The organism is Halobellus inordinatus (assembly GCF_024498335.1).
Taxonomy (GTDB): Archaea; Halobacteriota; Halobacteria; order Halobacteriales; family Haloferacaceae; genus Haloquadratum; species Haloquadratum inordinatus.
The window spans coordinates 1,720,374-1,746,114 of record NZ_CP101825.1; the positions used below are offsets into that span (position 1 = coordinate 1,720,374).

Below are 25,741 nucleotides of genomic sequence, written 5' to 3' on the forward strand. Positions count from 1 at the left end.
GCCATATATACGTTGCAGAAAGGCGCAATCGCCGGGCGGGGGAACGAATATACTTCCAGGCGACGAAGCGTGACACACCGAATTTTTCGGAGCACCGTATGGATCACATCGAATACGCATACACCCTCGGAATGGACGACGCGGCGGTCGAAGAGCGACTGGAGACGACAGGGACGGGCGTCCTCTCGCTCGCTGACGGCGACGACAGCTACGCCATCCCGCTGGCGCACTACTACGACGGCGACGGGCTCTACTTCCGTCTCGGAGTCACAGACGGGAGCCGGAAACAGGAACTCCTCGAGACGACAGACACCGCGTGCTACGTCCTCTACGGGACGGAGGACACTGACGATCCACGGGGCATAGAGACTTGGAGCATCCTCGTGACCGGCCACCTTACCGAACTCCCGGAGTCCGAGCACGAGCGGTTCGACACCGCCGAGATAAACGAGCAGTTCTCGCCGATCCGCGTGTTCGACGAGGACATCGACGAGATGGAGATCGTCATCGTCGAACTCGAAATCGAGTCGATCACCGGACGCCACACGCCGGAGGCCTGATCCGAGCGGAATCTCGCCGGGCTACTCGGCCCGCTCGACGCCGACGCCGAGCGACGCCATCGCGTCGAAGAAGTTCGGGAACGACACGTCGACGTGCTCACCGCCCTCGATGACGGTGTCGCCGTCGGCGACGAGGCCCGCGACGGCCAGCGACATCACGATCCGGTGGTCGCCGCGACCGTCGACGCGCGCGCCGACGAGGTCACTCTCGCCGCCGTGGATCGTCAGTCGGTCCTGCTCTTCTGTCACCGACGCGCCCATCTTGCCGAGCTCTTCGGCCATCGCGCTCACGCGATCGGTCTCTTTGTAGCGGACGTGCTCGCAGTTCTCGATGACGGTGTCGCCGTCGGCGATCGCACCGAGCGCGGCGATCGTCGGCAGGAGGTCCGGCGTGTCGCCGACGTCCACGGCGGTCCCCGACAGCGACGCGCGCGAGATCGAGATTTCGCCCGCCTCGCGGTCCCACTCGATGTCTGCTCCCATCGCGTCGAGGACGTCGACGATGGCGCTGTCGCCCTGTGCGCTCGGGCGTGCGCCCTCGACGACGACCGTTTCACCGTCGGCGGCGGCGACGGCACCGGCCGCGAGGAGGTACGACATCGACGAGAAGTCGCCGGGGACGGCGTACTCACCGCCCGCAGGGTCGTAGGACTGCCCGCCCGGCACCGAGAATCCGTCCTCGGTCCGCTCGGCCTCGACGCCGAAATCCGCGAGCACTTCGAGCGTGATGTCGACGTACGGCGCGGACTTTAGCTCCGTTTCCAGTTCCACATCGATGCCCTCGTCGGTGACGGCGCCGGCCATCAGGAGCGCCGTGATGTACTGTGAGGAGACGTCGCCGGGGATCGAGACACTCCCCCCGGGCGTGTTGCCGCCGACGACGAGCGGCGCTTGGCCGTTGCCGCGGGTCGATTCCGCGCGCCCGCCGAGCTGTTGGACCGCGTCGAGCAGCGGTCCCTGCGGGCGCGAGCGGAGGGACTCGTCGCCGGTGAAGACGCAGAGCCCGGCGGCGAGCGCGCCACAGGCCGTGACGAGTCGCGTCGTCGTCCCCGAGTTCGCACAGTCGATCACGTCGTCGGGGACCTCGGGACGACCGTCGAACCCCGAGACGGCGAGTTCGGCGTCGTCGTCTGCGCGGTCGACCGTGCCGCCGAACGCTTCGACCGCCCGCATCGTCGCGCGGGTGTCGGCGCTCACGAGTGGGTCTGTGACGACCGCGTCGTCGCCGTAGCCCGCTGCGAGAATTGCCCGGTGCGTGTAACTCTTCGAGGGCGGCGCCCGCACGCGTCCCTCGACGCGCGACTGCGAGATAGTGACGTCCATACGGGTCGTTCTCGCTGGCGTGGGTATGATACTTACTGTCGAGTGGGCGGGGATTTATACCGGAAGACGCGGCCAGCGCTCCCGTGACGTAACGACGACCCCGCACCGGTCAGCGGTTGCCCGGCACGTCGGTGCGGGAGTGGAGGTGCCGGCTGTTCGCTCTATTCCTCATAGGGATTATCGTACCTGTTCGGAGATTCTCGCCGTACCGTCCGGCGAGACATCTATGGAGACTTACGATAACCCCTATCACCGCACGGAATCGAAAGGGGTGCGTCGCCGTTATCGACGGAGCGCCAGGAGTGCGGCGGCCGCGAGCGCGACAACTGACACCGAGAGACCGAACCCGGGGGAGTCGGTCGACGTCGTCGCGGGCGCGTCAGTCTCGGCCGTCGTTGTCGTGGTCGCCGCCTCAGTGGTCGCCGCCTCTGTGGTCGACGTCTCCGCCTGACTCTGGAGCGTCTGGTACTCCTCGTAGGCGTCGGGATGGACCGCTTCGAGAATCGTCTCCGCCGCGCGAACCGAACGGGGCGCGGGCTGCTGGAGGTAGTTCGTGTTCACGCGGACGACGTTGCCCTCTTGAATTGCCCTCGTGCTGTTGTACGCCTCGTTCTCGGGGATCGGGCTATCTTCGGGGGCCACGATCCACTGCGGGTCGAGTTCGACGACCGTCTCGTCGTTGATCATCTGAAAGCCCGTGATGCCGGCTTCTGCGGCACCGTTCCGCACACCGGCGCTCTCCATCACGTCGCCGATGAACGTGTTCGCCCCCGAGGTGTAGCCGTGGAAGACGTTGAGCGCGAGCGGCCGGTCTTCGTCTTCGAGCGCCTGCTCCATCAGCGCGATCGACTGCCGCATCTCGTCGGCGCGTTCGACACCACCCTCGCAGTTTCCGGTGAGGCGGCCGATGCGTTCGGTTTTGTTAGCGACGGCTGCCAGCGACGTGGGCTGTCCGAACACGAACACCGGAACGCCCTGATCACGGATCTGCTCGACGCGATCGGCCGCGAAGCCGTAGGTGCTGTTCGGCACCAAGACGAGGTCCGGATCGGCGGCGAGCACCTTCTCGACGCTCGGCCCGCCCGCGCCGGAGACGTTGACGCGGTCGCCCGATCCGGCCCCTTCGAGATAGGTCGCGTACTGTGAGAACCCGACGACTTCGTCGCGGGCACCGATTTCCCACATCGTCTGCGCGGCGCTCGGGTTGAGCGTCACGATCCGTTCGGGGTCGGCATCGAGCGTCACCTCGGTCCCGGTCGCGTCGGTTGCCGTGTACGGGAACGAACAGGTCACAGACGGCCCTGTGTGCGATGCGTCGCCGACAGCGGTGGGAGTCGCGCCCGCAGCGACACCCGACGCCGGCCCGGCGGCCGCGACGACGAGTAGCACTGCGAGCACGAGCACGCGGAATTGCATACCCTAGCCAGACCGCCGTTGCAACAAGTATTTGCCTAATCCAAGTGAGTTTGTGAACGTACCGTGACCCTCCGAACACGCACGATCGGGTGGTCGAGCGCGCTGACAGTCGCTCTCGCCGGCGTCGTCGTCGTCAGCGCCGGCATCGGTCCGGTGTCGATCCCGCCAGTCACGGTCGCGAAGATACTGCTCTCGGCAGACCCGTTTCCGTTCGGATTCGCCGCCGCCGACACCAGTCGGATCATCGTCCTCGACGTTCGGCTGCCGCGGATCGTCCTCGCGGCGTTCGTCGGATTCGCGCTCGCGACGGCGGGCGTCGTGATGCAGGGTTTCTTCCGCAATCCGATGGCCGATCCCTCGATCGTCGGCGTCTCCTCGGGCGCGGCCGTCGGCGCGGTCGCGACTATCGTGCTCCCGTTCGCGTTCCCGTTCGGGCTCGAACTACAGGGTGCGGCGTTCGTCTCTGCAATTCTCACCGCGTTCGGCGTCTACCTCATCGCCACGCGCGACGGCCACACACCGACGGCGACGCTTTTGCTCGCCGGCGTCGCTGTTCAGACGTTTCTCGGTGCGATGATCTCGCTGCTGCTCATCCATAGCGGCCAGAGCCTCCGCCGCGTCGTCTACTGGCTGATGGGCCACCTCGGGGGCACGACCTGGGACGACGTGCTCGTGATCGCCGTCATCCTGCCGCCGCTGTTCGTGCTCTTGCTGCTCTACGCGCGGGACCTGAACGTACTCCTGCTCGGTGAGGAAGACGCCCACGCGCTCGGCATCGAGGTCGAGCGCACGAAGCGACTGCTGCTCGCGGCGTCGAGCGTCGTCACCGCGGCGGCCGTCGCCGTGACCGGCGTGATCGGCTTCGTCGGCCTCATCGTCCCGCACGCGATGCGCCTGATCGTCGGCCCGGATCATCGCATCCTCCTCCCGACGAGCGCGCTCGCCGGTGCATCGTTCCTTGTGGCCACCGACACGCTCGCGCGCTCCGGTGCGACAGAGATTCCGGTCGGCATCGTGACGGCCGCTCTCGGGGCCCCGTTCTTCCTGTATCTCCTCCGCTCGCGGGAGGTGACACGGCTATGAACGATCCAAACGGCCCTCACGACCCCTCGGCTGACAGCCCGGCTGCGGCGCCGGAGGAGCCGCTCGTCCGGGTCGAAGACCTACAGATCGGATTCGGCGACACGACCGTGCTCGACGGACTCGACGTCGCCATCGACTCCGGCACGTTCGTCGGACTCGTCGGGCCGAACGGGGCGGGCAAGACGACGCTGCTCCGGGCGCTCAACGGGACGCTCAGTCCGACCTCCGGAACCGTCCGCGTGGCCGACGAATCCGTCCCCGACCTCTCCTCGAAGGCCGCCAGCCGACTCGTCGCGACCGTCCCCCAGGACACGACCGTCGCCTTCGAGTTCGATGCCCGCGCCGTCGTCGAGATGGGACGAAACCCACACCGGTCGCGCTTCGGCGGCTGGACAGCGGACGACACCGCGGCCGTCGAACGCGCCCTCGACCGAACAGACGCGCAGCGCTTCGCGGACCGGCCGGTGACGACGCTCTCTGGCGGCGAACGACAGCGCGTCCTGCTCGCGCGAGCGCTCGCACAGGAGACGCCACTCCTGCTTTTGGACGAGCCGACGGCGAGTCTCGACATCAACCACCAGGTCCGAACGCTCGAACTGGTGCGAGAGCTCGTTTCACAGAACAAAACAGCAATCGCGGCGATTCACGACCTCAACCTCGCGGCGCACTACTGCGACGAACTGCTTCTCCTCTCGAACGGTCGCGTCGCCGCCCACGGTCCGCCCGAGTCGGTCCTGACGGAGACCGCGCTCGAAGCCGCCTTCGACGCCAACGCCGTCGTCTCACAGCACCCTGTCACGGGTTCGGTGTACGTCACAGCGCTGCCGGACGGCGACAGAGTCGCCGAAAGCGAGCCGAGCGCCGACGCTGACGAGCGGAGCGGTCGCGTCCACGTCGTCGGCGGCGGCGGAACGGCCGCACGGCACCTCTACGTGCTCGATGCGGCCGGCTTCGACGTCTCTGCAGGCGCGTTGAACGAAGGCGACACCGACACGGAGGCCGCTCGGAACCTCGCGCTCGACGTCGTGACAGTCGACCCGTTCGCCGGCGTCGGACCGGAAGCCCGTGCGGCCGTCGAGCGGCGAGTCGAGGCGGCCGACTGCGTCGTCGTCGCCGACGTCGAAGTGGGGACGGGAAATCTCCCGAATCTCCGGGCCGCCACGGCCGCAGATCGCGTCGTCCTCGTCGAGGACCGTCCGTTCGCCGAACGGAACTACGTCGGGGCCGAGGCAGAGCGAGTCTACGAGACGCTGCGCGACCGGGCTCGGGTCGTCGATCCCGCGGACGTACCCCGCGCGGTCGCCGCGGCACTCTCGGGCGGCGATGCGAGCCGCTTCGGCGTTGACTCCGACGACGACTCGGCGTCACGCGTCCAACCGGAGTCGACGCGCGTGGCGGAAGAGTTGCCGCCAGACGACGTCGAGTCGTAATCTCTGACTCCGAACGTGGCCGATCGACGTCGAACGTGGCCGAAAGTGTCGATAAAATGGTCTGTCTTCGCTGGCGGGGACTGTTCCCGCTGTCGAGGGTAATCGGTAGACGGCTACACGCGGGCCACCGTGAGATTAATTACCATTGCCGTGGTAGTTCTGTATTCCCCTCGATTACTTCCTACGACCACCAACGTATCGGCTCGGTATTGTGTTCGCACACGGCCGACAGATTTTTTAGGCGCGCCTGATAACGTATGGTTGAGAACGAGACGGTGGTTCGGTTCTCACCGGCCTCCAGTACAACAAAATGAGTGATGCCCTTCACGCGCGCACGCGCGACAGCACAGAGGAGCAGGAGCGAAAGTGGCGCGACCACAACGCGGCGGCTGATGCGACCCGCTCCGAAGCGACGAAGCGATCGGAATCGACAGAGAGCGAAGACGAAACCCTCCACTGCCCCGAGTGTGGCTCGGCCGAGATCGTCACGGACGACGAGCGCGGCGAGACGGTCTGTGCGGACTGTGGCCTCGTCGTCGACGAGGACTCGATCGACCGCGGCCCCGAGTGGCGGGCCTTCGACAGCGCCGAGCGCGACGAGAAGTCTCGCGTCGGCGCACCGACGACGAACCTGATGCACGACAAGGGGCTGTCGACCAACATCGGCTGGCAGAACAAAGACGCCTACGGCAACTCGCTGTCGTCGAATCAGCGCCAGAAGATGCAGCGGCTCCGCACCTGGAACGAGCGCTTCCGCACGCGCGACTCGAAAGAGCGCAACCTCAAACAGGCGCTCGGCGAGATCGACCGGATGGCCTCGGCGCTCGGGCTCCCGGAGAACGTCCGGGAGACCGCGTCGGTCATCTACCGCCGCGCGCTCGACGAGGAGCTGCTCCCCGGCCGCTCCATCGAGGGAATCGCGACCGCATCGCTGCACGCCGCGGCCCGAATGGCGCAGGTACCGCGGAGTATCGACGAAGTCGCGCGCGTCTCGCGCGTCGACGAGGACGAGTTCGAGCGGGCGTACCGCTACGTCGTACGCGAGCTCTCGCTGGAAATCCAGCCGGCGGACCCCGCCGAGTACGTCCCGCGGTTCGCCTCGGATCTCGACATTCCCAAAGAGACCGAGCGAACGGCCAACGAGCTGCTGGAGAACGCGAAGCGCGAGAACGTCCACTCCGGGAAGTCGCCGGTCGGCCTCGCAGCCGCCGCGCTCTACGCCGCAGCCCAGTTGACCAACGAGGAACTGACACAGGCGGACGTGAGTGACGTGACGGACATCTCGGAGGTCACGATCCGAAACCGCTACCAGGAGCTACTCGAAGCCTGGGACCTCGACTCGCCGTACGGCGGTCGCAGCAGCGCGGCCGAGGCATAGGTCCGTCTCTGTTCCCGCTGGAGTAGTCTCTTTTCGGCGAGACGATTTATTCTTCGACGACGACCACGCCCTTCATCCCGAGCGTCCGGTGTGGGGTGCAGTAGTATTTGACCACCCCTGACTCCTCGAAGGTCTGCGTGTAGGTGTGGCCCGCACCATTCCGCTGCTCGGAACTGAACGACCCGTCTTCGGCCACGACGTCGTGTGGGCCGCCGCGGCCGCTCCACTCCCAGACGACAGTGGTCCCGGTCGATACCCGAACGGCAGCGGGGCCGTAGCCCCAGTTGCCACCGTTGGCCTCGGCGCCGACAGTGATGGCGACTTCCGAATTTCCGGTTTCGTCGACGATTCCATCGTAGTTCGACGCATTCGAGAGATAGCCCTCGAAAGCGGGGGCCGACCCGGATCCGTCAGCGTCCGTATCTCCGCTTGAATCACCCGCTTCGGAGGTGCCCGACGTACTGCCCCCAGAACAGCCGGCGAGACCGGCAGCGAGTGCCGCGGCCGCCCCGACGACCGTCCGACGCGAGAGCTGCGTTCGTGCCATCGCTTGGGGTAGGGGATTCACATAATAAGGAGCATCCATTCGTTCTCAATCTCCGAAAACGGGCAGAACCGGTTCGCCTATGCGGTTCTTCGCTCCGATCAATGACTGACTCGACAGAGATGCGCGTGAACGAACCGCGGAGCGACGCGACTCCGGAGTGGGAAGTGTTCCTGCGCTCCGAAGAGAGCGAACCGCTACAGCACGTCGGGAGCGTCACGGCCCCGAGCGAGGCCGTCGCCCGCGAGCAGGCGGCGTCGCTGTTCGAGTGGACGGCGCACACGCTGTGGCTCTGTCGTGCGGACGACGTCGCGCGGTTTACGAACCGTGACCTGGGCGAGACGCACGTCGACGACGCGCCGCCGGAAGCGTCGGTGCCGAACGCATCGACGCCCGATACGGGGGCAGACGTCCCGGGGGGTGCATCGCAGTGATCTCGATCAGCAAACTCCTGTGCGACCTCGATGCGGAGGGTGATGGCCTCCGGTACGACGACGGAGCGGACTCCTCACGCGAGCAGATCGCCGAGGAGCGAACGACGAAGCCGGTCGTCGTCTGGAACGTCACGCGGCGCTGTAACCTCTACTGCGAGCACTGCTACGCCGGTGCAGACCTCGATGCCGCGTCGGGCGAACTGACGACGGCAGAGGGGAAACAGCTCCTCGACGAACTCGCGGACTACGGCGTGCCAGTCGTGCTGTTTTCGGGCGGGGAGCCGCTCGTCCGCGACGACCTCGAAGAACTCGTCGCGTACGCCTCAGACGCCGGCATCCGCCCCGTCCTCTCGACGAATGGGACGCTCGCGACGCCGGAACGGGCCGCCGCGCTTCGCGAGGCGGGCCTGAAGTACGCGGGCGTCTCCGTCGACGGGATGCCCGAGCGCAACGACGCCTTCCGCGGGCAGGACGGCGCGTTCGACGCCGCCGTCCGCGGCATCGAGAACTTCCTCGACGCCGGGCTGAAGACCGGCCTCCGCTACACGATCACCGAGAAGAACGCACCGGATATGGAGTCAGTCGTCGATCTTCTCTCGGACGTCGGCCTCGATCGGTTCTGCTTCTATCACCTCGATTACGGCGGTCGCGGGGGCGAGATCGCCGATGCGGACCTCTCGCCGACAGAGCGGCGGGAGGCCGTCGAACAGCTCTGTGAGATGACGCTCGAGTACCACGACGAGGGCGAGGAGATCGAGACGCTCCTCGTCGGCAACTACGCCGACGCGGCGTTCCTCGTCGAGTACGCTCGCGATCAGTTCGGGGCGGCGAAGGCCGACGCCGTCAGGCGGTATCTCGAAGTCAACGGCGGCGATCCAACCGGCGAGCGCGTCGCCGACGTCGACTACCAGGGCAACGTCCACCTGACGCAGTTCTGGCAGGGCTACAGCCTCGGCAACGTCCGCGATCGGCCGTTCGGCGCGATCTGGGAGGACGAGTCGAACCCGCTGTTGGCCGCGCTGCGGAACCGCGAAGACCACCTCACAGGAAAGTGCGCCAACTGTCGCTATCAGGACGTCTGTCGCGGGGGCTCGCGACTCCGGGCGATCGCGGCCGACGGCGACGTGTTCGGCCCAGATCCGCAGTGTTACCTGACGCCGCAGGAGCGCCTCGGATCGGCGGCAGACGTGGGCGGCTCAGCGGCGGACTGATAGGGGTCATCGTGAGTCCTCATAGCTTCTCCCGGACGGTGAGAAGCTATGAACGGTTACGATAACCCCTATGATACTGTCGGATACGAGTCCGGCAGTACGAGCGGGCCGGTAGTCGTGAAAAGACTCTGCACGACATACGCGTGGCAGTCTGCGTTCTTCACGGGCGGAATTGGCTATCACGACCCGTCAGGACGACGATTCCCGGCAATTGAGAAGCGGATTCTGTTTATATGTCTTTTCGGCCCGTAGTAGAAACTGTAATGAGCCACTCACGCCCCACCCAATCGGTCGGAATCGACCCCCTCAAGATCGCCCTCGGCGTGTTCGTCCTCGTCGGCGTCGCCCTGACGGCTGTGGCGGCGTACGCACTGATCGACACGACGGCCGGCGGCATCAGCGCGCTTCCCCCCGAACTCGCGATGACGTTCATCTTCGGCGCAGCGCTGCTCGCCACCGGCGCTGCCGTCCGCCGAGTCATTCCCGCGCGGTAAAACGACTTTTCTGAAAAATCGCAAACGCTACTGTAGTACGCCACCAGCCGCTGCTGACTCGTTCGTTCTGGGACGGCCAGCGCAAGCCTTAGGTTTCTCGTCGTGGTAACGAGTACCAAACAATGGAGGGTATCGACCCCGAATTCCCAGAGTGTTGTGCCACCTGCCCGCACCGCGATTCGTTCAAAGCGACCTGTACGCACGAGCTTCGACAGTCGGTCGTCTGGGAGGTCGACGGAACGCGCCCCTGTCCCGTCTACGCACACGAGAAGACGGACGCGATGCGGAAGCTATCGAACTCGCTGTACGGACAGTAGCTCGGATTCTATCGTCCGAGTCCGAGCGTTCGCCAGAGTGCGGCGACTGTGAGGACGAACAGCGCGGTCGAGAGGTCGTAAGCGTACGCGCCCGTCGTCGCGCCGACGATCGCTGTCGACGCACCGCCGACGAACCCCGAGAGCACCGCCGCGATTACGGGACCGACGCAGCTCACACACGTCACGAGTCCGACGAGCCCCGAGAGCACTCCTGCTGCGGCACGAGCGACTCCCACGTACACGAGAACCGAAAGCGACAGGTAGCCGATGGTCTCGAACGGGACGAGCGCGAGCGAGATCGGCCCATCGACGAGCACGACTGGTCCCCAGCCGGGGAACGCCGGGACGAGCCGCGCCGATAGCGCACCACCGGAACCGGCGCCGATCAGTCCGCTCGTCCACCCGAGAACGACGAGGTAGCCGACCGCGACGCCCCCGGCCACGGCGGACCGGCGGGTCGTCGGCGCGGGGACGTCGACGGCGCGGACGGCGAGGATAGCGACGTTGACCCAGACGAACGGGTACGCCGCGTGGCGAACCGAGAGTATCGCCGACCCGGTCGCGAGCACGTAGCCCGCGACGAGCGCGAGCTCGACTGCCAGTAAGAGTCCGAGGAGGCGAATCGTCCGCAGTGCTGGTCGCGGGAGCGAACGTCCGAGCGTCGGTGTCGTGGGCATCGTGTGTCGGGGCGAACGTGTGTTCGTATCGGTGTTGGTCGGAGGAAAAGATGTTCGCCGTCGAGACGACTCGTGCGCCGGCTACGGCGTCGCCGCGCCTTCCTCGTCGTCCGGCGAGAGCCGGCCGAGGACGTAGACGGCGATGAGAATCGCCAGGAGTAGGATCTCGAAGACGACGACGGCGATGAACGGCAGGTCGATGCCGAAGAACCCGAACACGGTCCGGAGTTCGACCGCGACCGGGATGGTGAACGCCGCGAGCACTAAGAACAGCGCGGGAGAGATCCGCCGCATCAGCGGCTCACCTCCTGCAGACTGTCAACGACGGCATCGACCGGCGCGACGCCGGCGAGAGAGTCGAGCGAGACGTTCGTGACCGCAGCGACAGTGGCGTCGACGAGCCACTCCAGCGAGAAGGCGACCGAGAAGCCGCGGCTCCCACCGAAGAGCCCGGCGTCGCTGATGATTCCCGCGAGCGGCAGCGTGTACGCGAGGATCACGAGGACGACGGCGATCCCGGTCCACAGCGCGAGGTTGTCGAGGACGAGCGGCGCCCCGCTCGACGAGGAGAGCGGCTCCGGAATGGTGTCGTCGACCGGCGTGTCGACGCGGTCGTCAGCCCACGTCGCGGCGACGTTGAACAGGAAGATCACGACGCTGACGAACAGCAGCACGCCACCGAGCGCGATCTGCATCCGGATCTCGCTGATGCTCCCCACCGCAGCGACGAAGTCGAAGTTCTGATACTGCGGTTCGGCCGTCCGGCGCGGGATACCGAGCAGGCCGCCGCGGTGCATCGCGTTCGACATAAAGACCATCCCGACGAACCAGGTGATGACCTGAAGCAGCCCGATCGGGCGGCTGTACACCGGCTTTCCGGTGAGTTGCGGCAGCAGCCAGTAGGTCCCGGCCATCATCGTCAGCGCCACGGCGGTCCCCACGGTCATGTGGAAGTGTCCGGGGACCCACAGCGTGTTGTGAACGAGGTAGTTGATGTTCATCCCGGCGTTGATCATCCCCGAGAAGCCGCCGGCCGCGAACATCAGTCCGGCGAGCGCCATTCCTGCGAACGCGGGGTCGCGCCACGGGAGCGCGCCGAGCCAGCGCAGGTAGCCCTCGCCACCGCGCTGTCGTGCCCCGTGTTCGACGCTGGCGACGACGGTGAACGCCGTCAGGAGCGACGGGAGCAGGAGGAACATCGTGTTCGTCATTGCGATGAACTTGAAGCCCTCCGCGATGCCGGGGTCGAGGTACTGGTGGTGGATCCCGACCGGCGTCGACAGCAGAACGAACAGCACGAAGACGACGCGGGCGAGCGGGTCACTGAACAGTCGACCGCCGGCGAGTTTCGGCAGCACCGTGTACCACAGCAGGTACGCCGGCATCAGCCAGAAGTACACGACCGGGTGGCCGAAGTACCAGAACAGCGTCCGCGTGAGGAGCGGATTGACCGTGTCGATGATCCCGAGCGACCACGGGATGAGGAAGACGACGACGGAGACGGCGACTCCGAGCGTCGAGACGAACCACATAATCATCGTCGTCAGGACCATAAACGCCTGCAGCGGGATCCGCTCGTCGGGGTTGTCCTGCCGCCAGCCGCGGTAGGCCAGGAACCAGTCCGCCCCGGCGATCCACGTGCCGACGATGAACATCGCGGTTCCGATGTAAAACACCGGGTGCGCCTGCAGCGGCGCGTAGAACGTGTACAGGACGTCCGCGCTCATGGGGATCTCGGGAACGAAGCCCGCGAGGATCGCGATCGTCGCGAGCACCGCGCCTGTCGTCATCAGACCGACCCACGCCCACGTCAGGCGGATGTCGGGGACCGGCCGTTCGAAGCCCTTGACGATCGCCCACGTGAACAACCCGACTAGGAAGAAGATCGTGAACCACAGCGCGAGCAGGACGCCGTGTCCCGTCAGGACGGTGTAGTAGTCGACCGAGTCGATGACCCGGAGGACGTTCGTCCGATGCAGTGCCTGAATCAGCCCGAAGAACGCCCCGATCCCGAGCGAGATGAACGAGACCACGAGCGTCGCTTGGACGACCTTCGCTTCCTCTGGATACCTATCTACGAACGTAGCCATCTCAGTTCACCACCATCGTCTCGTTCCATTCGCTCTGCGGGACGACCTGGATACTGCCCTCCATCGCGTGGTGAGCAGAGCCACAGTATTCGTTGCAGAGTAGCCCGTACTTCCGCGGTTCGTTGAACTCGACGGTCATCGTCGAGACCTGTCCGGGAACCGCCATCGTGTTCGCGTTCGTGCCGACGATCTCGTAACCGTGGATCACGTCGGCCGAGGTCACGTGGAACGTCACCCTGGAGTTCGCCGGAACCCGTATCGGCTCGGAGGTTCCGGGCTCGTAGAGGAACTGTTTCGCGATCACGTAGACGTCGTACTCGTTCGGTCCGGTCTTGTAGGTGCCCGGCTCGCTGAACTTCGGATGCTCGTCGAGCGCCGTCGAGTCCACCTGGCCCCCTTCGTCGTTGATCATCTCGATGCCGGCCCCGACCGCGCCGTACGAGACGGTAGCGATGAAGCCGACGATGAGAAGCAGTGCCCCCGCAAGCCAGATTTTCTCGTATCTGTGTATCTCCATAGTGTCACCCGATAACCGTCAGATCGCCGCCGAGGAACTCGACGAAGTACATAAATATCCACATCGCGCCGACGATAACCATATAGATCGCGATGAGGACGAGTGTCCCCACGGGGTCGAAGTCGTCGTGCCCGAGTTGCCTGACGACGCCTGATCGCCCCGACCCGATGACGTACCCCTCGTCGTCGATGGATTCCGTGTCCGGTACCGGAGTTCCCGTCTCTCCGGTGCCATCTCCGGCGGGAGTCGCCACCTCGCCCGTCTCAGTATTCGATTCCGCTGGCATATCGAAGCGTATCGACCGTACGTTCTTGAACGAGGCGTCAGATTCCTACACCGTGGGAATCGCCGAAATGTGGAATCAAACCGATCCAGAAGGTCGAGTATGGAACTCACGCCGCGACTCGCAGGAATGATCGGCCTGTTGTCGATCCTGCCGGTGATCGCGTTCGGCATCTTCCGGACGTGGTGGGCCGGGCTCATCACTCTCGTCAACGTCATCGTCATCTCGATCGCGCTGTATCTCCTGTTTTCTCCGACAGAGGGGGAAGAACACGGCGGCCACGGCGAAAACGGGGCCGGCGCGGCGGGCGACGAGGCGCTCTGATCGGTCGTGCTCTCACCGCCGGCTGTGTCGCTCCCGCCGGTTGCCGGAACGTTACTCTCTGCTGTCGGCGTCGGCGAGGTGTCGGCATCAAACGTCGAGACCGGCGTCTTCCTCGTCATCGGCGCACTCGGCGGCGCACACTGTCTGGGGATGTGTGGGCCGCTGGTGAGCGTCTACGCCGACCGGATCGAAGCGACAGACGACAGCGACGTCGGTCTCTCGCTCCATCAGGTCCGCCAGCACGCCCTGTTCAATCTCGGACGGGCGGGCGGCTACGCGATCGTGGGTGCCGTTCTCGCTCTCGTCGGCGCACTCACCGTCGGCGCGGCCGATTCCGTGGTCTCGATCGGCAACAGCATCCGCGCGGCGACCGGCATCCTCGTCGGTGCACTGATTATGACGACCGGCGCGTCGTACCTGCGCGGCGGTGCTGGGGCGACGGTGCGGTTGCCGGGGCGACTCACCGCCGTGTTCTCTCGGGTCAGCACCGCGCTCACGAGCCGCGTCGACGCGCTCGTCGGTGACGCTCGTATCGCGGGGCTCGGCTTTGGACACGCCTTCCTGCCGTGCCCGATCACGTACCCCGCGTACCTCTATGCGTTCGTGATCGGCGACCCACTGCGGGCGGCATTCCTCCTGTCGTTGCTCGGACTGGGGACGATCCCGACGCTGTTCGTCTACGGGACGGCGCTGGGAACGCTGTCGACCGGCCGTCGTCGCACGCTGCATCGGGTGCTCGGCGCGGCGTTTCTCCTCCTTGGGTACTTACCGCTGGCGCACGGACTGATGCTCGTCGGGATCCACCTCCCGCATCCGATGATACCGGTCTATCAACCGCTTGGGTGACACGATGACTGACAGAACCGACGCCGACGTGTGTTCGCTGTGTGATCTGCCGACGCCCGATCCGCCCATCACCGACGACGAAGTCGAGGGCGAGTACTGCTGCCGCGGGTGTCTGGAAGTCGCCCGAGCGCTCGGCGGCCCCGACAACGCGGCCGACGCCGACATCGAATCCGAACTCGGCGCGGGGACGGACACCAGCGAGGTTGAACCGCCGGACGACGCCGAGCAGACGTACCTCTCGGTCGACGGGATGCACTGTGCGACCTGCGAGACGTTCATCGAATCCACCGCTGCGAACGACGAGGGAATCTACGCGGCGGAGGCGTCCTACGCGACGGATATGCTCTCGGTCACGTACGATCCCGAGCAGACAGACGTCGACGATCTGGGAGCGCTCCTGCACCGCTACGGCTACGACGTAGACGACCCAGAGGCGACCGACGAGGAGGAGCGATCCGGGCTCGCGACGTTCCTCATCGGCGGCGGCGTCTTCGGAATGATGGTGATGGTCTGGTACGCCGTCTTCCTGTATCCGACCTACCTCGGCTTCCAGCCGCTCGTCGACCTCGGCGGCTTCGACGGACTCTACGTCCTCGGCAACGTCTGGGTGATGTCTTCCATCGTTCTCTTTTACACCGGCTACCCGCTGCTCCGCGGCGCGTACGTCAGCCTCCGAGCCGGCCAGCCGAATATGGACCTGCTCGTCGCGCTCGCGGCCGTCTCCGCGTACGTCTTCAGTATGGGTATGATGCTCGCCGGCCGCACACACGTCTACTTCGACGTGAGTGTCGCCATCGTACTCGTGGTCACCGTCGGCAACTACTACGAGGACCGGATCAAACAGCGCGCCGCGAGTCGGCTGACAGACCTGACGAGCGCCCGCGTCAGCGACGCGACGCGGCTCACGGCCGACGGAGGGACCGAGACCGTTCCCGTCGACGAACTCGACGCGGGCGACAGCGTCCTCGTGCGACCGGGAGAACGGGTCCCCGTCGACGGCGTCGTCGTCGATGGCAGCGCAGCGATCGACGAATCGCTCGTCACCGGAGAGTCGCTGCCGGACCGTCGCGGCCCCGGCGACGACGTCCTCGGCGGCACCGTCGTCACCGACGACCCGATCACGGTCGAGGTGGGCGAGGCGGCAACGAGCACGCTCGATCGCTTGGTCGAACTCCTCTGGGAGATCCAGTCCTCGCGCTCGGGCGCCCAGCGGCTCGCGGACAAGCTGGCGACGGTGTTCGTTCCGCTCGTCCTCACGCTCGCCGTGCTGACAACGATCGGTTTCGTCCTCACCGGGACGCCCCTCACCCAGTCGATCCTCACTGGATTGACGGTGCTCGTCGTCTCCTGTCCGTGTGCGCTCGGCCTCGCGACGCCGCTCGCCGTCGCGGCGGGTGTTCGCGACGCGGCGGAGGCGGGGGTCGTCGTCGCCTCCGACTCCGTCTTCGAGGACGCGCCCGACGCCGACGTCGTGGTCTTCGACAAGACCGGGACGCTGACCGACGGCCGGATGCGCGTGGTCGACGCGTACGTCCACGGCGACGACACGGACGGTGGGGGCCGCGTCCCGCCGACAGCAGCAGACGGCGGCGAGGTTCGATACGCGTCGGACGAGACTGCGGCGCGCGCACTGGCTCTCGCCGCCGCGGTCGAACGCTACGCCTCCCATCCGATCGCGCAGGCCGTCGTCGACGCCGGTCCCGACGCGCTCCCGGACGTGACTGACCCGAGCACGCATCCGAAAGGCGTGACGGGGACGGTCGACCTGCCCGACGGTGCAGCGAGCGGCGACGACACCGACGAATCCACGACAGTCGTCGTCGGCCACTCGGAACTGCTCTCCGAGCACGGAATCACGATTCCCGACGCGCTTTTCGACGCCGCAGAGACGAGTCGGGCTGACGGTCGCGTCCCGACGTTCGTCGCCTGGGACGGCCGCGCGCGGGCCGTTCTCGACGTGGGCGACGCGCCCCGCGCCGAGTGGGAGTCGGTCGTCGATGACCTCGGCGCGGACCGCGAGGTCGTCGTGCTCACGGGGGACGACGAGCGCGCCGCCGAACGGTTCCGTCGACACGCCGCGGTCGACGAGGTGTTCGCGGGCGTGCCGCCCGAGGCAAAAGCCGAGACGGTACAGCGGCTCCGCTCGCGAGGGACCGTCGCGATGGTCGGCGACGGTTCGAACGACGCGCCGGCGCTCGCGAGCGCCGACGTCGGAATCGCACTCGGCTCCGGGACCGACCTCGCCGGCAGCGCGGCGGACGCGGTGATCGTCGAGGAAGGACTGCACGCGGTGCCGGCGGTCTTCGACGTCGCGAGCGGGACGCACCGGCGGATCCGGGAGAACCTCGGTTGGGCGTTCGTCTACAATCTGGTCGCGGTCCCGCTCGCGATCGCGGGCGTGCTCAATCCGCTCTTGGCGGCCGTCGCGATGGGCGCGAGCAGCCTTCTGGTCGTCACCAACTCCTCGCGTTCGATCGCGGACCTGGACTCCGGGACGGTGACGGACGAGCGGTCGGTGCCGACGTCCGCCACCGACGGGCGGCCAGCAGCGGACACGGGTCCCGAATCGGGAGTTACAAGTTCTGAGCCCCCTACCGTCGAGTGACCGTAATGACCGACGAGGGACGCTCCGGCGGCGCCGACGACGCAGGCGCGGACCCGTTCGACGTCGAACTGCCGCCCGGGTGGTCGGCGCAGCGACGCGACGGGACGACAGCCTACCAGAACGGATCGGGCGAGCACCGCGTCCGAATCGTCGAATTCTCGAAGGGCTTGTCGCTCTACTGGTGGGTCGACGTCTACGTCTACGACGAGGGGTGGGAACACCGCGAAGTCGGTCTCGGCGACAGCTACACCGATCCCGAGGACGCCGCCTCGGCAGTCGAAGCTTACATCGAACGCGTCGCACAAGGCGGCACGACCGAGACGAGCGACACCGGGTCCGACGTCGACGATCCCGATGTCGAGGCAGCGCCGACCGCGGAGCGTCTCGAAGACTTCGATCCGACGGACCGCCCTCCTGAGAAGTGACTGACGAGGGCCGGATTTTTCTCCGCACCCGACGAACGGCCACCTATGAGCCAGCACGCGGCCGTCGACGTCGACCGGATCCTCGTCCCGACCGACGGGAGCGAGGGGGCGACGTCGGCGCTCGATCACGCGGTCACGATCGCGACGGAGACGGACGCGACGATCCACCTCCTGGCCGTCGTCGATCCGTACGGACTGTCGAGCGTCACGGAGCGGCGCGAAGTCGAAGCGGAACTCGAAGCGGTCGTCGCCGACGCCGCCGAGCGAGTCCGCGAGGCCGGTGTCACGGCCGAGACGGCAGTCGAGGCGGGCTTTCCCCACAAGGAGATCCTGAACGCGGTCGAAGACTACGGCGTAGACCTGGTCGCGATGGGGACGCACGGCCGGACCGGACTGGATCGCTACGTCCTCGGGAGCGTCGCCGAGAAGGTCGTTCGCCTCTCGCCCGTCCCGGTGCTCACGGCCCGCGTCGACGCCGCGGGTGAGCGCCCGTACCGCGACGTCGTCCTGCCGACGGACGGTAGCGACGCCGCAGCATCCGCCGAGCGATGGGGAGTCGATCTCGCCAGCCAGTTCGACGCGACCGTCCGGGCGCTGTCGGTCGTCCCACGGGGCCGGATCCGATCGAGTGAGACGGAGGCGGCCTACGAGGAGGCCGCACAGAAAGCACTCGACCGCGTCAGCGAGCGCGGGGCGGCAGCGGGAGTGGTCGTTCAGACGACGCTCGAACACGGCGTACCGCACCGATCGATCCTCGAATACTGCGACGACACAGACGCTGATCTCGTCGTACTCGGGACCCACGGCCGCACCGGCGTCGAGCGGTTCGTCCTTGGGAGTGTCGCAGAGAAGGTCGTTCGTCTCTCGGAGACGCCCGTCCTCGTCGTCCCCGCGTAGCGTCGCAATCGGGACGGTCTGTGGATTTTAGTTGTCAGCTCTCCTCTGTGAGTACTCACTGAGTGATTTAGAGCGTCGTTCGGCGTCAGGGTTCGGAGGCCGAAGCGCCGACTTCGGCGACGAAGTCGGTCCGGATCGTGTGACAGTCCGTTAGAGACGAGCACCCCGGCGTATCTGATTATATTTACTATTGTTTCGTTTATGTTTACTGAGTTTAACGATATCCGGGCGAGTACGACCTGTCGACGGGGGTCAGTGAATCTGGCACTCGTCGAGGTCGCTTATGTCTGGAGAACTACAAACCGTGTCCGTTGACACGGACGACAATGCTCCGTGGTACCACATCTTCGCCGCAGTGGTTCACACCGCCGGCGAACGAGCCAACGGGGACTGTCTTCGTCGACGTGCCCATCCTCGTGCGAGCGGGTGAGGGTGACAGTCCACAGACGTAGTGACCCCGTCTTCGTCTCTCGCCTCGCTCGCGTCGAAACGTCACGCTTACTCCGGTCGCTCGCCACCCTCGGGTAATGACCGTTCCGTGCGTCCGCGTGCCGACGAGCGAGGGCGAGGAGACCCGTCAGGCGCTCGCGGACCGCGACCTCATCCATCGCGAGCGCGAGATCACGGTCGAGTCGGGATCGCTCTACATCCCCGTCACCGACGCGGCCGCGGTCCCGGCCGCGTACGACGTGGTCGATCACGACGCCCCCGCCCGGGAGACGCAGACGACGCCTGCGGAGGTGCTCGGCTTCGAACCCTCCTACGAGCGCCTCGGCGACGTCGTCATCCTCGACGAGGACGACGCCGACCGCGCCCGCCGGATCGCCGACGCCATCGTCGAATCGGATCTCCGCGCGCGGACGGTAGTCAATCGCGCCTCGAAAGTTAAGGGCGAACTCCGGGTGCGCGAGTGGGACGTCCTCGTGGGCGAGTCGACCGAGACCGTCCACCGAGAGTACGGCTACGAGTTCGCACTCGACATCGCCGAGGTCTACTTCTCACCGCGCCTCGCGACCGAGCGCCACCGCGTGATCTCCCAGGTCGGCGCCGGCGAGCGCGTGATCGATATGTTCGCCGGCGTCGGCCCGTTCGCGATCCCGATGGCCGGCCGCGACGCGGACGTCGTCGCCTGCGATCTCAACCCCGTCGCCGTCGAGTACCTCCGGGAGAACGCCCGCCGCAACGGCGTCGAAGAACACGTGACGGCGATTCAAGGGGACGTCCGCGACCTCGCCGCCGACTACGCCGGCTGGGCCGATCGGCTCGTGATGAACCTCCCGCACAGCGCCGGCGACTTCCTCGAGACGGCGATGGAACTCGCAGGCGAGGAGTGTATGCTCCACTACTACGACATCCAGCACGAAGACGACCCGTTCGGCCCGGGAATCCGGGCGATCAGAGAGGCCGCGGCGGCCGCCGACCCGGCGTACGACGTCGCGGTCGAAACCGAGCACGTCGTCCGCTCGTACGCGCCACACGAGTACAACGTCTGTCTCGACGTTCGGCTCACGTCGCGGTGATTCGGAAGCCTTTTCTTACTCATCGCAGTACGGTCGAGTGCGTCTGAACGACCGCGCCGGTGTAGCTCAGCTGGCAGAGCGATTCCTTCGTAAGGAATAGGCCGAGGGTTCAAATCCCTCCACCGGCTTCTTTCTGTCGCACGTCACCCACACAGTGAGCGGCTCGTATGTCGCACCTAGAAGAGGTGTTAATCTTCCGAACTGGTCGCTCTCGGCAATTCGACGACAGCGACCGTTCCCTCCGGTTCGTTGTCTTTCAGGGAGACGCTGCCGTCGTACTGTGAGACGAGTGTATCCACGAGATAGAGGCCGACGCCAGCCGCCGGATCGTCCAGTCCAGCCTCGGTCCGCCCGAAGACGGCGTCTTTCTGCCCATCGGGAATACCGGGTCCGTTGTCGGCGACCCGGACGACGACCGTCTCCGATCGAACGTCGCCGTCGATGCTCACGCGCGCCGTCTCCTTGTCGTTGTGCTGGACGGCGTTGTTCAACAGATTTCGGAAGACGGACGTGAGCAGTTCGTTGGCTCTCACTTCGGCCTCGGGTATCTCGGCGGCGTCGAGTTCGGCGTCCACGTACGCCGTCGTCCAACTTTCGAGGACCTGCTCGACGACCCGTTCGACGTTCACGGCCTCCAGCGTCGGCTCTGCGTCCTCTTCGAGCGTCTCGACGAAGTCGCGGACGGTCTTCGTGAGATCGATGACGTGTTGGTCGTGTTTGCGGATCCGGTCGACGATTTCGTGACCCTCTTCGTCGAGGTGCTCTTTCAGCATCTCACTCCAGCCGAGCGAGACGGACATGTCGTTGCGGATGTCGTGTCGAACGATCCGGTTGAGAACCAACAGCTGTTCGTTTCGCATCTCGAGTTCTTTTTCGTACGACTTTCGCTCCGTGATGTCTCGGGAGGTGACGACGATGCCGCCGATTACCGGATCGTCGAGAAGGTTCGTTCCGACCGATTCGAGACACCGCCAGGACCCCGACGCGTGTTTGAACCGCAGCTCTATCGAACGGGTCGGCCCGCCGCTTTCGACGTCGGCCGAGAACCGCTCGATAGCGCGCTGGCGGTCCTCGGGATGCACGTACTCGAAGATCGAATCGCCAACGAGGTCGTCCGGTGAATATCCGAGCACCCGTTCGATCGCCGGACTCTCGTACAGTACCGTCCCGTCCGCAGCGACGAGCGTGACGATGTCCTGGGAGTTCTCGATGAAAGCCTCGTAGCGCTCCAGCTCGCGTTCGCGCTCTTTTCGCTCGGTGATGTCGACCGCGACACCGATGACACGCTCGACAGCCCCCGATTCGTCGAAGACGGGCCGATACAGCGTGTCGAACGTCGCGTCGTTGACAGTCACTTCGTCGCGGACACGGGCACCGTCGAGTGCGCGAGTGACGTTTTCGAGTATCGCCGGCGAGTCCCCGTAGACATCGAAGATCGACTCGCCGACCACCTCGTCCGCTGTCAGTCGGAGTTCGTCCAATCCTCTGCCCTGCGAGCACGTGAACACGCCGTCTGTATCGAGTGCGAAGAGAACGAGCGGTGCGTTCTCGAGCATCACCGAGAGCCGGTCCCGTTGCTGTCGCAGTTGCGCTTCGTACTCCTGCCGCTCGGTAACGTCCCGTCCCACGCCAGCGACCAGTCGCGTCCCCTCCTCGGTCGTCAGCGGAACCACGGAGAACTCGTATGGGACGTAGTCACCGCCCTCAGTTCTGAGATCCGCTTCGACGGTGGTGCGGTCGTCCGCCTCCAGTGCAGTCGAGATTGCGTCCGCAACGCGCGTTCGATCTCGCTCCCCGAAGAGATCCGTCGCCGAACTCGATTCGAGTTTGGCTTCATCGAAGCCACTCACCGCGGCGAGCGCGTCGTTCCAGTAGACGAGATCGCCAGCGGGCGTGCACACGCAGAAGGCATCGTCGAGAGCGTCGAGAGCGGCCGGAAAAAGAGAGAACTCTGCACTACGAGCATCGGCGTCTGTCATCTGTGCGTCCAGTGGGATATCGACGAGGATGCGTGCCGGTTCATTGCATTCGCGTATCGAATACCTAGCGTTGCTGGTTCAAAGACACTGTGGTCCGAAACGTGCAGACGAGGCTCGAAGCGGCTGTCCCACATACTGTCGGACAGAACGATGTGAAGCGTATCGGCACCCCGTGGGGGTCGCTCCCGCGAACGAAGCAGCGCGCCCGTCGGCAGTATCAAACGCCAGTGCGTCCCACGCTACCGACGTGCTCCTGTATCGACACACAACTTACCTCAATTATTTCTTGTACTTTGGAGTGGCTATTCGAAAAACAAGTAATTATTTCCCGTAGGTGGATGATGCTTAAACGGGCACAGTAGAGTGCCCGCCGCAATTCGGTACCCCCCATACCGGGTCGGGTGGCTGTGGACAGCCTTCGCATCACCTCCTACAGTGCCAAACTGTCCACCACAGCCCCCGACTGCTAGAACTGCCCGGCCGTTCGCCGTCGAGAGACCACCGGCGAGCGACTGCTGCGGAGCGAGAGCACCCAGTCGGAAAAGGGAGCGTGACCGTGTGGTTCGTATCGGAGCGAGTCGCGGCGCGCTCAGGCGTTGCGACGTCCCCGGCCGCGCTGACGGTCAGCGGTGTTGACATACTCGATAGCCGGATCGAACAGAGCGCCGAGAACTACCTCACAGTGGCGATTTTAGCGATTGCCAGCACGCCACACCGGCGATTTTCGAGGGAGTCAGTGAGTAAGTGTCATCGGTCCGGTTGTAGCGTTGGCACGGCTTCTCTCTCGGCCACACGCCGTTGTGCGGCCGACAGGATGAGTAGCCGGGCTACACGAGCTCTGGTTAGTATCCGAGCTGGTCACGGACGAGCACGACCGTCGTGCGTCCGTCTTCGAGTTCCTGCCGGAAGATCAGTTGCTTTGCGATCGCGGACTCGACGCCGTAGGCCTCCTTGGCGCGCTCGTTTTCGAGGGGGTACGCGACGGATTCGAGCCGGTCGAGTGCGTCTTCGAGCGTGGGGACGATCTTGTTCACGCCGCTGACGATGACGACGTTGCTCGCGGCGAAGGGATACGCGCCGATTCGACTGCCCGAGCGATCCGCGGCGACGAGTTCGCCCGTCTGCGAGATGGCGTTGATACCGCCGAGGAAGTAATCGGCCGTCTGGGACTCGCGGCGAGCGGCCTGTCGCTCGGCGTCGTCGTCGATGCTCCAGATTTCGTCCGGGAGGCTCTCCCACTCGTGGTCGCCCTCGGTCAGGTACTCGGCGAAGCCGACCTCTTCGAGCGTCGTCGAGTGACCGTTCATCACGGACGCGCCCGCCGGGATGTGAGACTGCAGCGTTTCGAGCGCCTCGTCGGCAGAGTCGACGACGGCGACGTCGAACCCGTTGGCTTCGAGGTTTTCGACCGTCTCCTCGATCGTCTCCTCGTTGGCCTGCTCGTCGAGTGTTGCGTCGATGTCTGCGTCGTCTACGTAGTCAGATTTCTGCTGTGACATATGGGTGATCGGTTTCGACGATTTACCCTAGTCACGGGTGTTACTTAACGAATCGCGGACACGAGTGTTAGGTGGTTACGCCCACGTCACTTTCGTTTCATACTGTCGGACAGAACGAGGTGAAAATCATCGGCACCCACGGGGTGCCAAAATGGTTCACGAACTGCTGTCCGACAGTATCAGTCGTCGGACGGTGCCGTTCGACGGTTACTTCAGAAACTGGACGGAGACCAGCGCCGTCGGGATGAGAATCGGAATCGTCAGGATCGCGCCGCTGATGACGACGAACGGCGCGACGCCCTGGACGGGGTAGGTGAGCAGATCGACTGCGACCCAGTTCACCACGTTCGCCATTACAGAGTAAGACACGGCGGCAAGTAGCACGATCACGCTGAACGTTCCGGCCACGACAGTCGCGGCACCGGGCGTCGATTCGTTGCTCGTTTCTGTCTGCTCTTGTACACTCATTTCGTATTAACCACTGTTGATATTGTAATAACTTAACACACTTAAAATGATTCGTATGCATCTGAGCCCGCTTCAGATAGCCATACGGCGTATTTTGAACTACTTACTTCTGGACGGCGGTATCGAGATTGAGAGGAAGTAACAATTTTATCCGGGTTCGCCCAACCGTTGTGCTCACTCGTAGCGGAGCGCCTCGATGGGATCGACTTTCGAGGCCCGCCACGCCGGATAGAGTCCGGCGACGACGCCGACGCCGATCCCGACGATCACGGCGAAGACGACCCACTCGCCCGCGATCGTGAACCCGACTTCGGCGAACCGCGTCGCGCCCCAGGCGACCACGAGACCGACGGGAACGCCGACGACGGCTCCGACAGTCCCCAGCAAGGCCGACTCCGTGAGGAACAGCTGCATCGTGTCGCGGTTGGTCGCCCCGACTGCTTTCATAATCCCGATCTCCTTGGTCCGCTCTGTGACCGACACGAGCGTGATATTGGCGATGCCGATCGCCGCGACGACCAGCGAGATCACCGCGATCCCGGTCACGAAGCGCGTGATCCGATTGATCACTTGCTGGATCGTCTCGACGATGTCGCCGCTGGTCTGCACCTGGATTTCGGTGCCGTCAGAGAGGAGTTCCGCGGCGTCGGACTCCGTCGTCAGATACGTCTCGGTCGCCTGCTTCACCGACTCGACCGCGTTCGGGTTCGCGACGACGGTCACCTGGGGGTAAGCCCGGACGTCCGCCCCCACCGAGGGGCTCTCGACCGTCGTCGGGTAGAACGGATCGGCCGGCAGGTACACGCGCGGAGTCACCTCGCCGAACCCGGAGACGAAGCCCCCGCGCGTCCCCGAGGTGATGCCGACGACCGTGACGTTCCGCGTCTCACCCTTGGCTAGCGTGAGTTGGACCGTCGAGCCGACGGTGACGTTCCGTTCGAACGCTCTCGCCGCGGCCTCGTTGAGAACGGTCTCGTTGGCTCCGAGTTCGAACGCCTCGCCGCTGACGAGGCTGTCGTCGGTAAATGTCGCCGGCACCGTCGCGGTCGCTTGCCGCTGGGCGATCGTCTGATCGCCGTACGCCATCGTCGAGACGCCGACGATCCCCTGTGGGATGACGGCCTCGACGCCTTCCTGTTCGCGGAGGGTCTCGACGTCGATCTCCGTGAACACGGGCTGACCGAAGCCGGAGACGCGACCGGGCGGGCCGTCGTCTCCGCTCGCGGGCGTGGCGAAGACGTTGTTCGCGTTCGTGTCTCCGATGTCGGCGATGACGGCGGCCTGCACGCTCGCGCCGAAGGTCGCGAAGACGACGACGGAAGCGATCCCGATCACCATCCCGACGACTGTCAGTCCCGAGCGCAAGCGGTGTGCTCGGATCGATCGCGCCGCAATCCGCAGCGCCTCGCGGAACTCCATCG

At 65.5% G+C, this 25,741-nt stretch carries 26 protein-coding genes and 1 tRNA gene; 15 read left to right on the top strand and 12 right to left on the bottom strand.

What is annotated here, in order from left to right; all coding sequences use genetic code 11:
• Positions 1–98 precede the first annotated feature (98 nt).
• Positions 99–560, top strand: coding sequence for a pyridoxamine 5'-phosphate oxidase family protein (locus NO362_RS08905; protein ID WP_256544944.1), 462 nt, complete (start codon positions 99–101; stop codon positions 558–560).
• A 21-nt stretch (positions 561–581) separates the two neighbouring features.
• On the opposite strand, the gene aroA is transcribed toward NO362_RS08905, so the two are convergent.
• Both aroA and NO362_RS08915 read right to left on the bottom strand, forming a co-directional pair.
• Complete coding sequence (gene aroA, locus NO362_RS08910) at positions 582–1,883, bottom strand: 3-phosphoshikimate 1-carboxyvinyltransferase (RefSeq protein ID WP_256544945.1); 1,302 nt, start codon at positions 1,881–1,883, stop codon at positions 582–584.
• 282 nt (positions 1,884–2,165) lie between these two features.
• Complete coding sequence (locus tag NO362_RS08915; RefSeq protein ID WP_256544946.1) at positions 2,166–3,299, bottom strand: PGF-CTERM-anchored ABC transporter substrate-binding protein; 1,134 nt, start codon at positions 3,297–3,299, stop codon at positions 2,166–2,168.
• A gap of 63 nt (positions 3,300–3,362) precedes the next feature.
• On the opposite strand from NO362_RS08915, the gene btuC reads away from it, so the two are divergent.
• The 3 genes from btuC to NO362_RS08930 all read left to right on the top strand — a co-directional run bounded on the left by btuC (position 3,363) and on the right by NO362_RS08930 (position 7,190).
• Positions 3,363–4,382, top strand: coding sequence for a vitamin B12 ABC transporter permease BtuC (btuC, locus tag NO362_RS08920; protein WP_256544947.1), 1,020 nt, complete (start codon positions 3,363–3,365; stop codon positions 4,380–4,382).
• Positions 4,379–5,812: a heme ABC transporter ATP-binding protein gene (locus NO362_RS08925; protein WP_256544948.1), complete on the top strand. Its 1,434-nt coding sequence runs from the start codon at positions 4,379–4,381 to the stop codon at positions 5,810–5,812. Before btuC ends, NO362_RS08925 begins: the two co-directional genes overlap by 4 nt.
• A gap of 310 nt (positions 5,813–6,122) precedes the next feature.
• Positions 6,123–7,190, top strand: coding sequence for a transcription initiation factor IIB (locus tag NO362_RS08930; protein WP_256544949.1), 1,068 nt, complete (start codon positions 6,123–6,125; stop codon positions 7,188–7,190).
• A 46-nt stretch (positions 7,191–7,236) separates the two neighbouring features.
• Here NO362_RS08930 and NO362_RS08935 read toward each other — a convergent pair whose 3' ends face one another.
• Positions 7,237–7,737: a halocyanin domain-containing protein gene (locus NO362_RS08935; protein ID WP_256544950.1), complete on the bottom strand. Its 501-nt coding sequence runs from the start codon at positions 7,735–7,737 to the stop codon at positions 7,237–7,239.
• Positions 7,738–7,838: 101 nt separating this feature from the next.
• Between NO362_RS08935 and NO362_RS08940 the strand changes: the two genes are divergently transcribed.
• The 4 genes from NO362_RS08940 to NO362_RS08955 all read left to right on the top strand — a co-directional run bounded on the left by NO362_RS08940 (position 7,839) and on the right by NO362_RS08955 (position 10,190).
• A complete protein-coding gene (locus NO362_RS08940; protein ID WP_256544951.1) occupies positions 7,839–8,168 on the top strand; it encodes an Htur_1727 family rSAM-partnered candidate RiPP in 330 nt (109 codons plus the stop codon).
• Positions 8,165–9,379 carry a TIGR04347 family pseudo-SAM/SPASM protein gene (locus NO362_RS08945; protein ID WP_256544952.1) on the top strand — a complete coding sequence of 405 codons (1,215 nt, stop codon included), beginning with the start codon at positions 8,165–8,167 and terminating at the stop codon, positions 9,377–9,379. The genes NO362_RS08940 and NO362_RS08945 overlap by 4 nt, the downstream gene beginning before the upstream one ends.
• Positions 9,380–9,642: 263 nt before the next feature.
• Positions 9,643–9,873: a hypothetical protein gene (locus tag NO362_RS08950; protein ID WP_256544953.1), complete on the top strand. Its 231-nt coding sequence runs from the start codon at positions 9,643–9,645 to the stop codon at positions 9,871–9,873.
• A 122-nt stretch (positions 9,874–9,995) separates the two neighbouring features.
• Entirely contained in the window at positions 9,996–10,190 is a 195-nt protein-coding gene (locus NO362_RS08955; RefSeq protein WP_256544954.1) for a hypothetical protein, read from the top strand.
• A gap of 8 nt (positions 10,191–10,198) precedes the next feature.
• Here the strand turns inward: NO362_RS08955 and NO362_RS08960 are convergent, their stop codons facing one another.
• The 5 genes from NO362_RS08960 to NO362_RS08980 all read right to left on the bottom strand — a co-directional run bounded on the left by NO362_RS08960 (position 10,199) and on the right by NO362_RS08980 (position 13,760).
• Positions 10,199–10,867 carry a DUF7546 family protein gene (locus tag NO362_RS08960; RefSeq protein ID WP_256544955.1) on the bottom strand — a complete coding sequence of 223 codons (669 nt, stop codon included), beginning with the start codon at positions 10,865–10,867 and terminating at the stop codon, positions 10,199–10,201.
• An 81-nt stretch (positions 10,868–10,948) separates the two neighbouring features.
• Entirely contained in the window at positions 10,949–11,161 is a 213-nt protein-coding gene (locus NO362_RS08965; RefSeq protein WP_121570864.1) for a CbaC protein, read from the bottom strand.
• Positions 11,161–12,957, bottom strand: coding sequence for a b(o/a)3-type cytochrome-c oxidase subunit 1 (locus NO362_RS08970; protein ID WP_256544956.1), 1,797 nt, complete (start codon positions 12,955–12,957; stop codon positions 11,161–11,163). Before NO362_RS08970 ends, NO362_RS08965 begins: the two co-directional genes overlap by 1 nt.
• 1 nt (position 12,958) lies before the next feature.
• Positions 12,959–13,474, bottom strand: coding sequence for a cytochrome c oxidase subunit II (locus NO362_RS08975; protein ID WP_256290623.1), 516 nt, complete (start codon positions 13,472–13,474; stop codon positions 12,959–12,961).
• Between the two features lie 4 nt (positions 13,475–13,478).
• Complete coding sequence (locus NO362_RS08980) at positions 13,479–13,760, bottom strand: ba3-type terminal oxidase subunit CbaD (protein WP_256544957.1); 282 nt, start codon at positions 13,758–13,760, stop codon at positions 13,479–13,481.
• A gap of 99 nt (positions 13,761–13,859) precedes the next feature.
• Here NO362_RS08980 and NO362_RS08985 point away from each other — a divergent pair, with 99 nt between their 5' ends.
• The 7 genes from NO362_RS08985 to NO362_RS09015 all read left to right on the top strand — a co-directional run bounded on the left by NO362_RS08985 (position 13,860) and on the right by NO362_RS09015 (position 20,502).
• A complete protein-coding gene (locus NO362_RS08985) occupies positions 13,860–14,081 on the top strand; it encodes a DUF8131 family protein (RefSeq protein ID WP_121570867.1) in 222 nt (73 codons plus the stop codon).
• Between the two features lie 24 nt (positions 14,082–14,105).
• Positions 14,106–14,927: a sulfite exporter TauE/SafE family protein gene (locus NO362_RS08990; RefSeq protein WP_256544958.1), complete on the top strand. Its 822-nt coding sequence runs from the start codon at positions 14,106–14,108 to the stop codon at positions 14,925–14,927.
• 4 nt (positions 14,928–14,931) lie between these two features.
• Positions 14,932–17,532 carry a heavy metal translocating P-type ATPase gene (locus tag NO362_RS08995; protein ID WP_256544959.1) on the top strand — a complete coding sequence of 867 codons (2,601 nt, stop codon included), beginning with the start codon at positions 14,932–14,934 and terminating at the stop codon, positions 17,530–17,532.
• Between the two features lie 5 nt (positions 17,533–17,537).
• Positions 17,538–17,957, top strand: coding sequence for a hypothetical protein (locus NO362_RS09000; protein WP_256544960.1), 420 nt, complete (start codon positions 17,538–17,540; stop codon positions 17,955–17,957).
• A 45-nt stretch (positions 17,958–18,002) separates the two neighbouring features.
• Positions 18,003–18,854, top strand: coding sequence for a universal stress protein (locus tag NO362_RS09005; protein ID WP_256544962.1), 852 nt, complete (start codon positions 18,003–18,005; stop codon positions 18,852–18,854).
• Between the two features lie 527 nt (positions 18,855–19,381).
• Positions 19,382–20,374 carry a class I SAM-dependent methyltransferase gene (locus NO362_RS09010; protein ID WP_256544963.1) on the top strand — a complete coding sequence of 331 codons (993 nt, stop codon included), beginning with the start codon at positions 19,382–19,384 and terminating at the stop codon, positions 20,372–20,374.
• A gap of 55 nt (positions 20,375–20,429) precedes the next feature.
• Positions 20,430–20,502 (top strand) — tRNA-Thr (locus tag NO362_RS09015).
• A 60-nt stretch (positions 20,503–20,562) separates the two neighbouring features.
• Here the strand turns inward: NO362_RS09015 and NO362_RS09020 are convergent.
• From NO362_RS09020 to NO362_RS09035, 4 genes are all read right to left on the bottom strand, one after another.
• Positions 20,563–22,353, bottom strand: coding sequence for a PAS domain-containing protein (locus NO362_RS09020; RefSeq protein WP_256544965.1), 1,791 nt, complete (start codon positions 22,351–22,353; stop codon positions 20,563–20,565).
• Positions 22,354–23,195: 842 nt separating this feature from the next.
• Positions 23,196–23,852, bottom strand: coding sequence for a lactate utilization protein (locus tag NO362_RS09025; RefSeq protein ID WP_256544966.1), 657 nt, complete (start codon positions 23,850–23,852; stop codon positions 23,196–23,198).
• 207 nt (positions 23,853–24,059) lie between these two features.
• A complete protein-coding gene (locus NO362_RS09030; protein ID WP_256544967.1) occupies positions 24,060–24,320 on the bottom strand; it encodes a hypothetical protein in 261 nt (86 codons plus the stop codon).
• Positions 24,321–24,494: 174 nt separating this feature from the next.
• Positions 24,495–25,739 (bottom strand): ABC transporter permease, encoded by a 1,245-nt coding sequence (locus NO362_RS09035; protein WP_256544968.1) that lies wholly within the window; start codon positions 25,737–25,739, stop codon positions 24,495–24,497.
• Positions 25,740–25,741 lie beyond the last annotated feature (2 nt).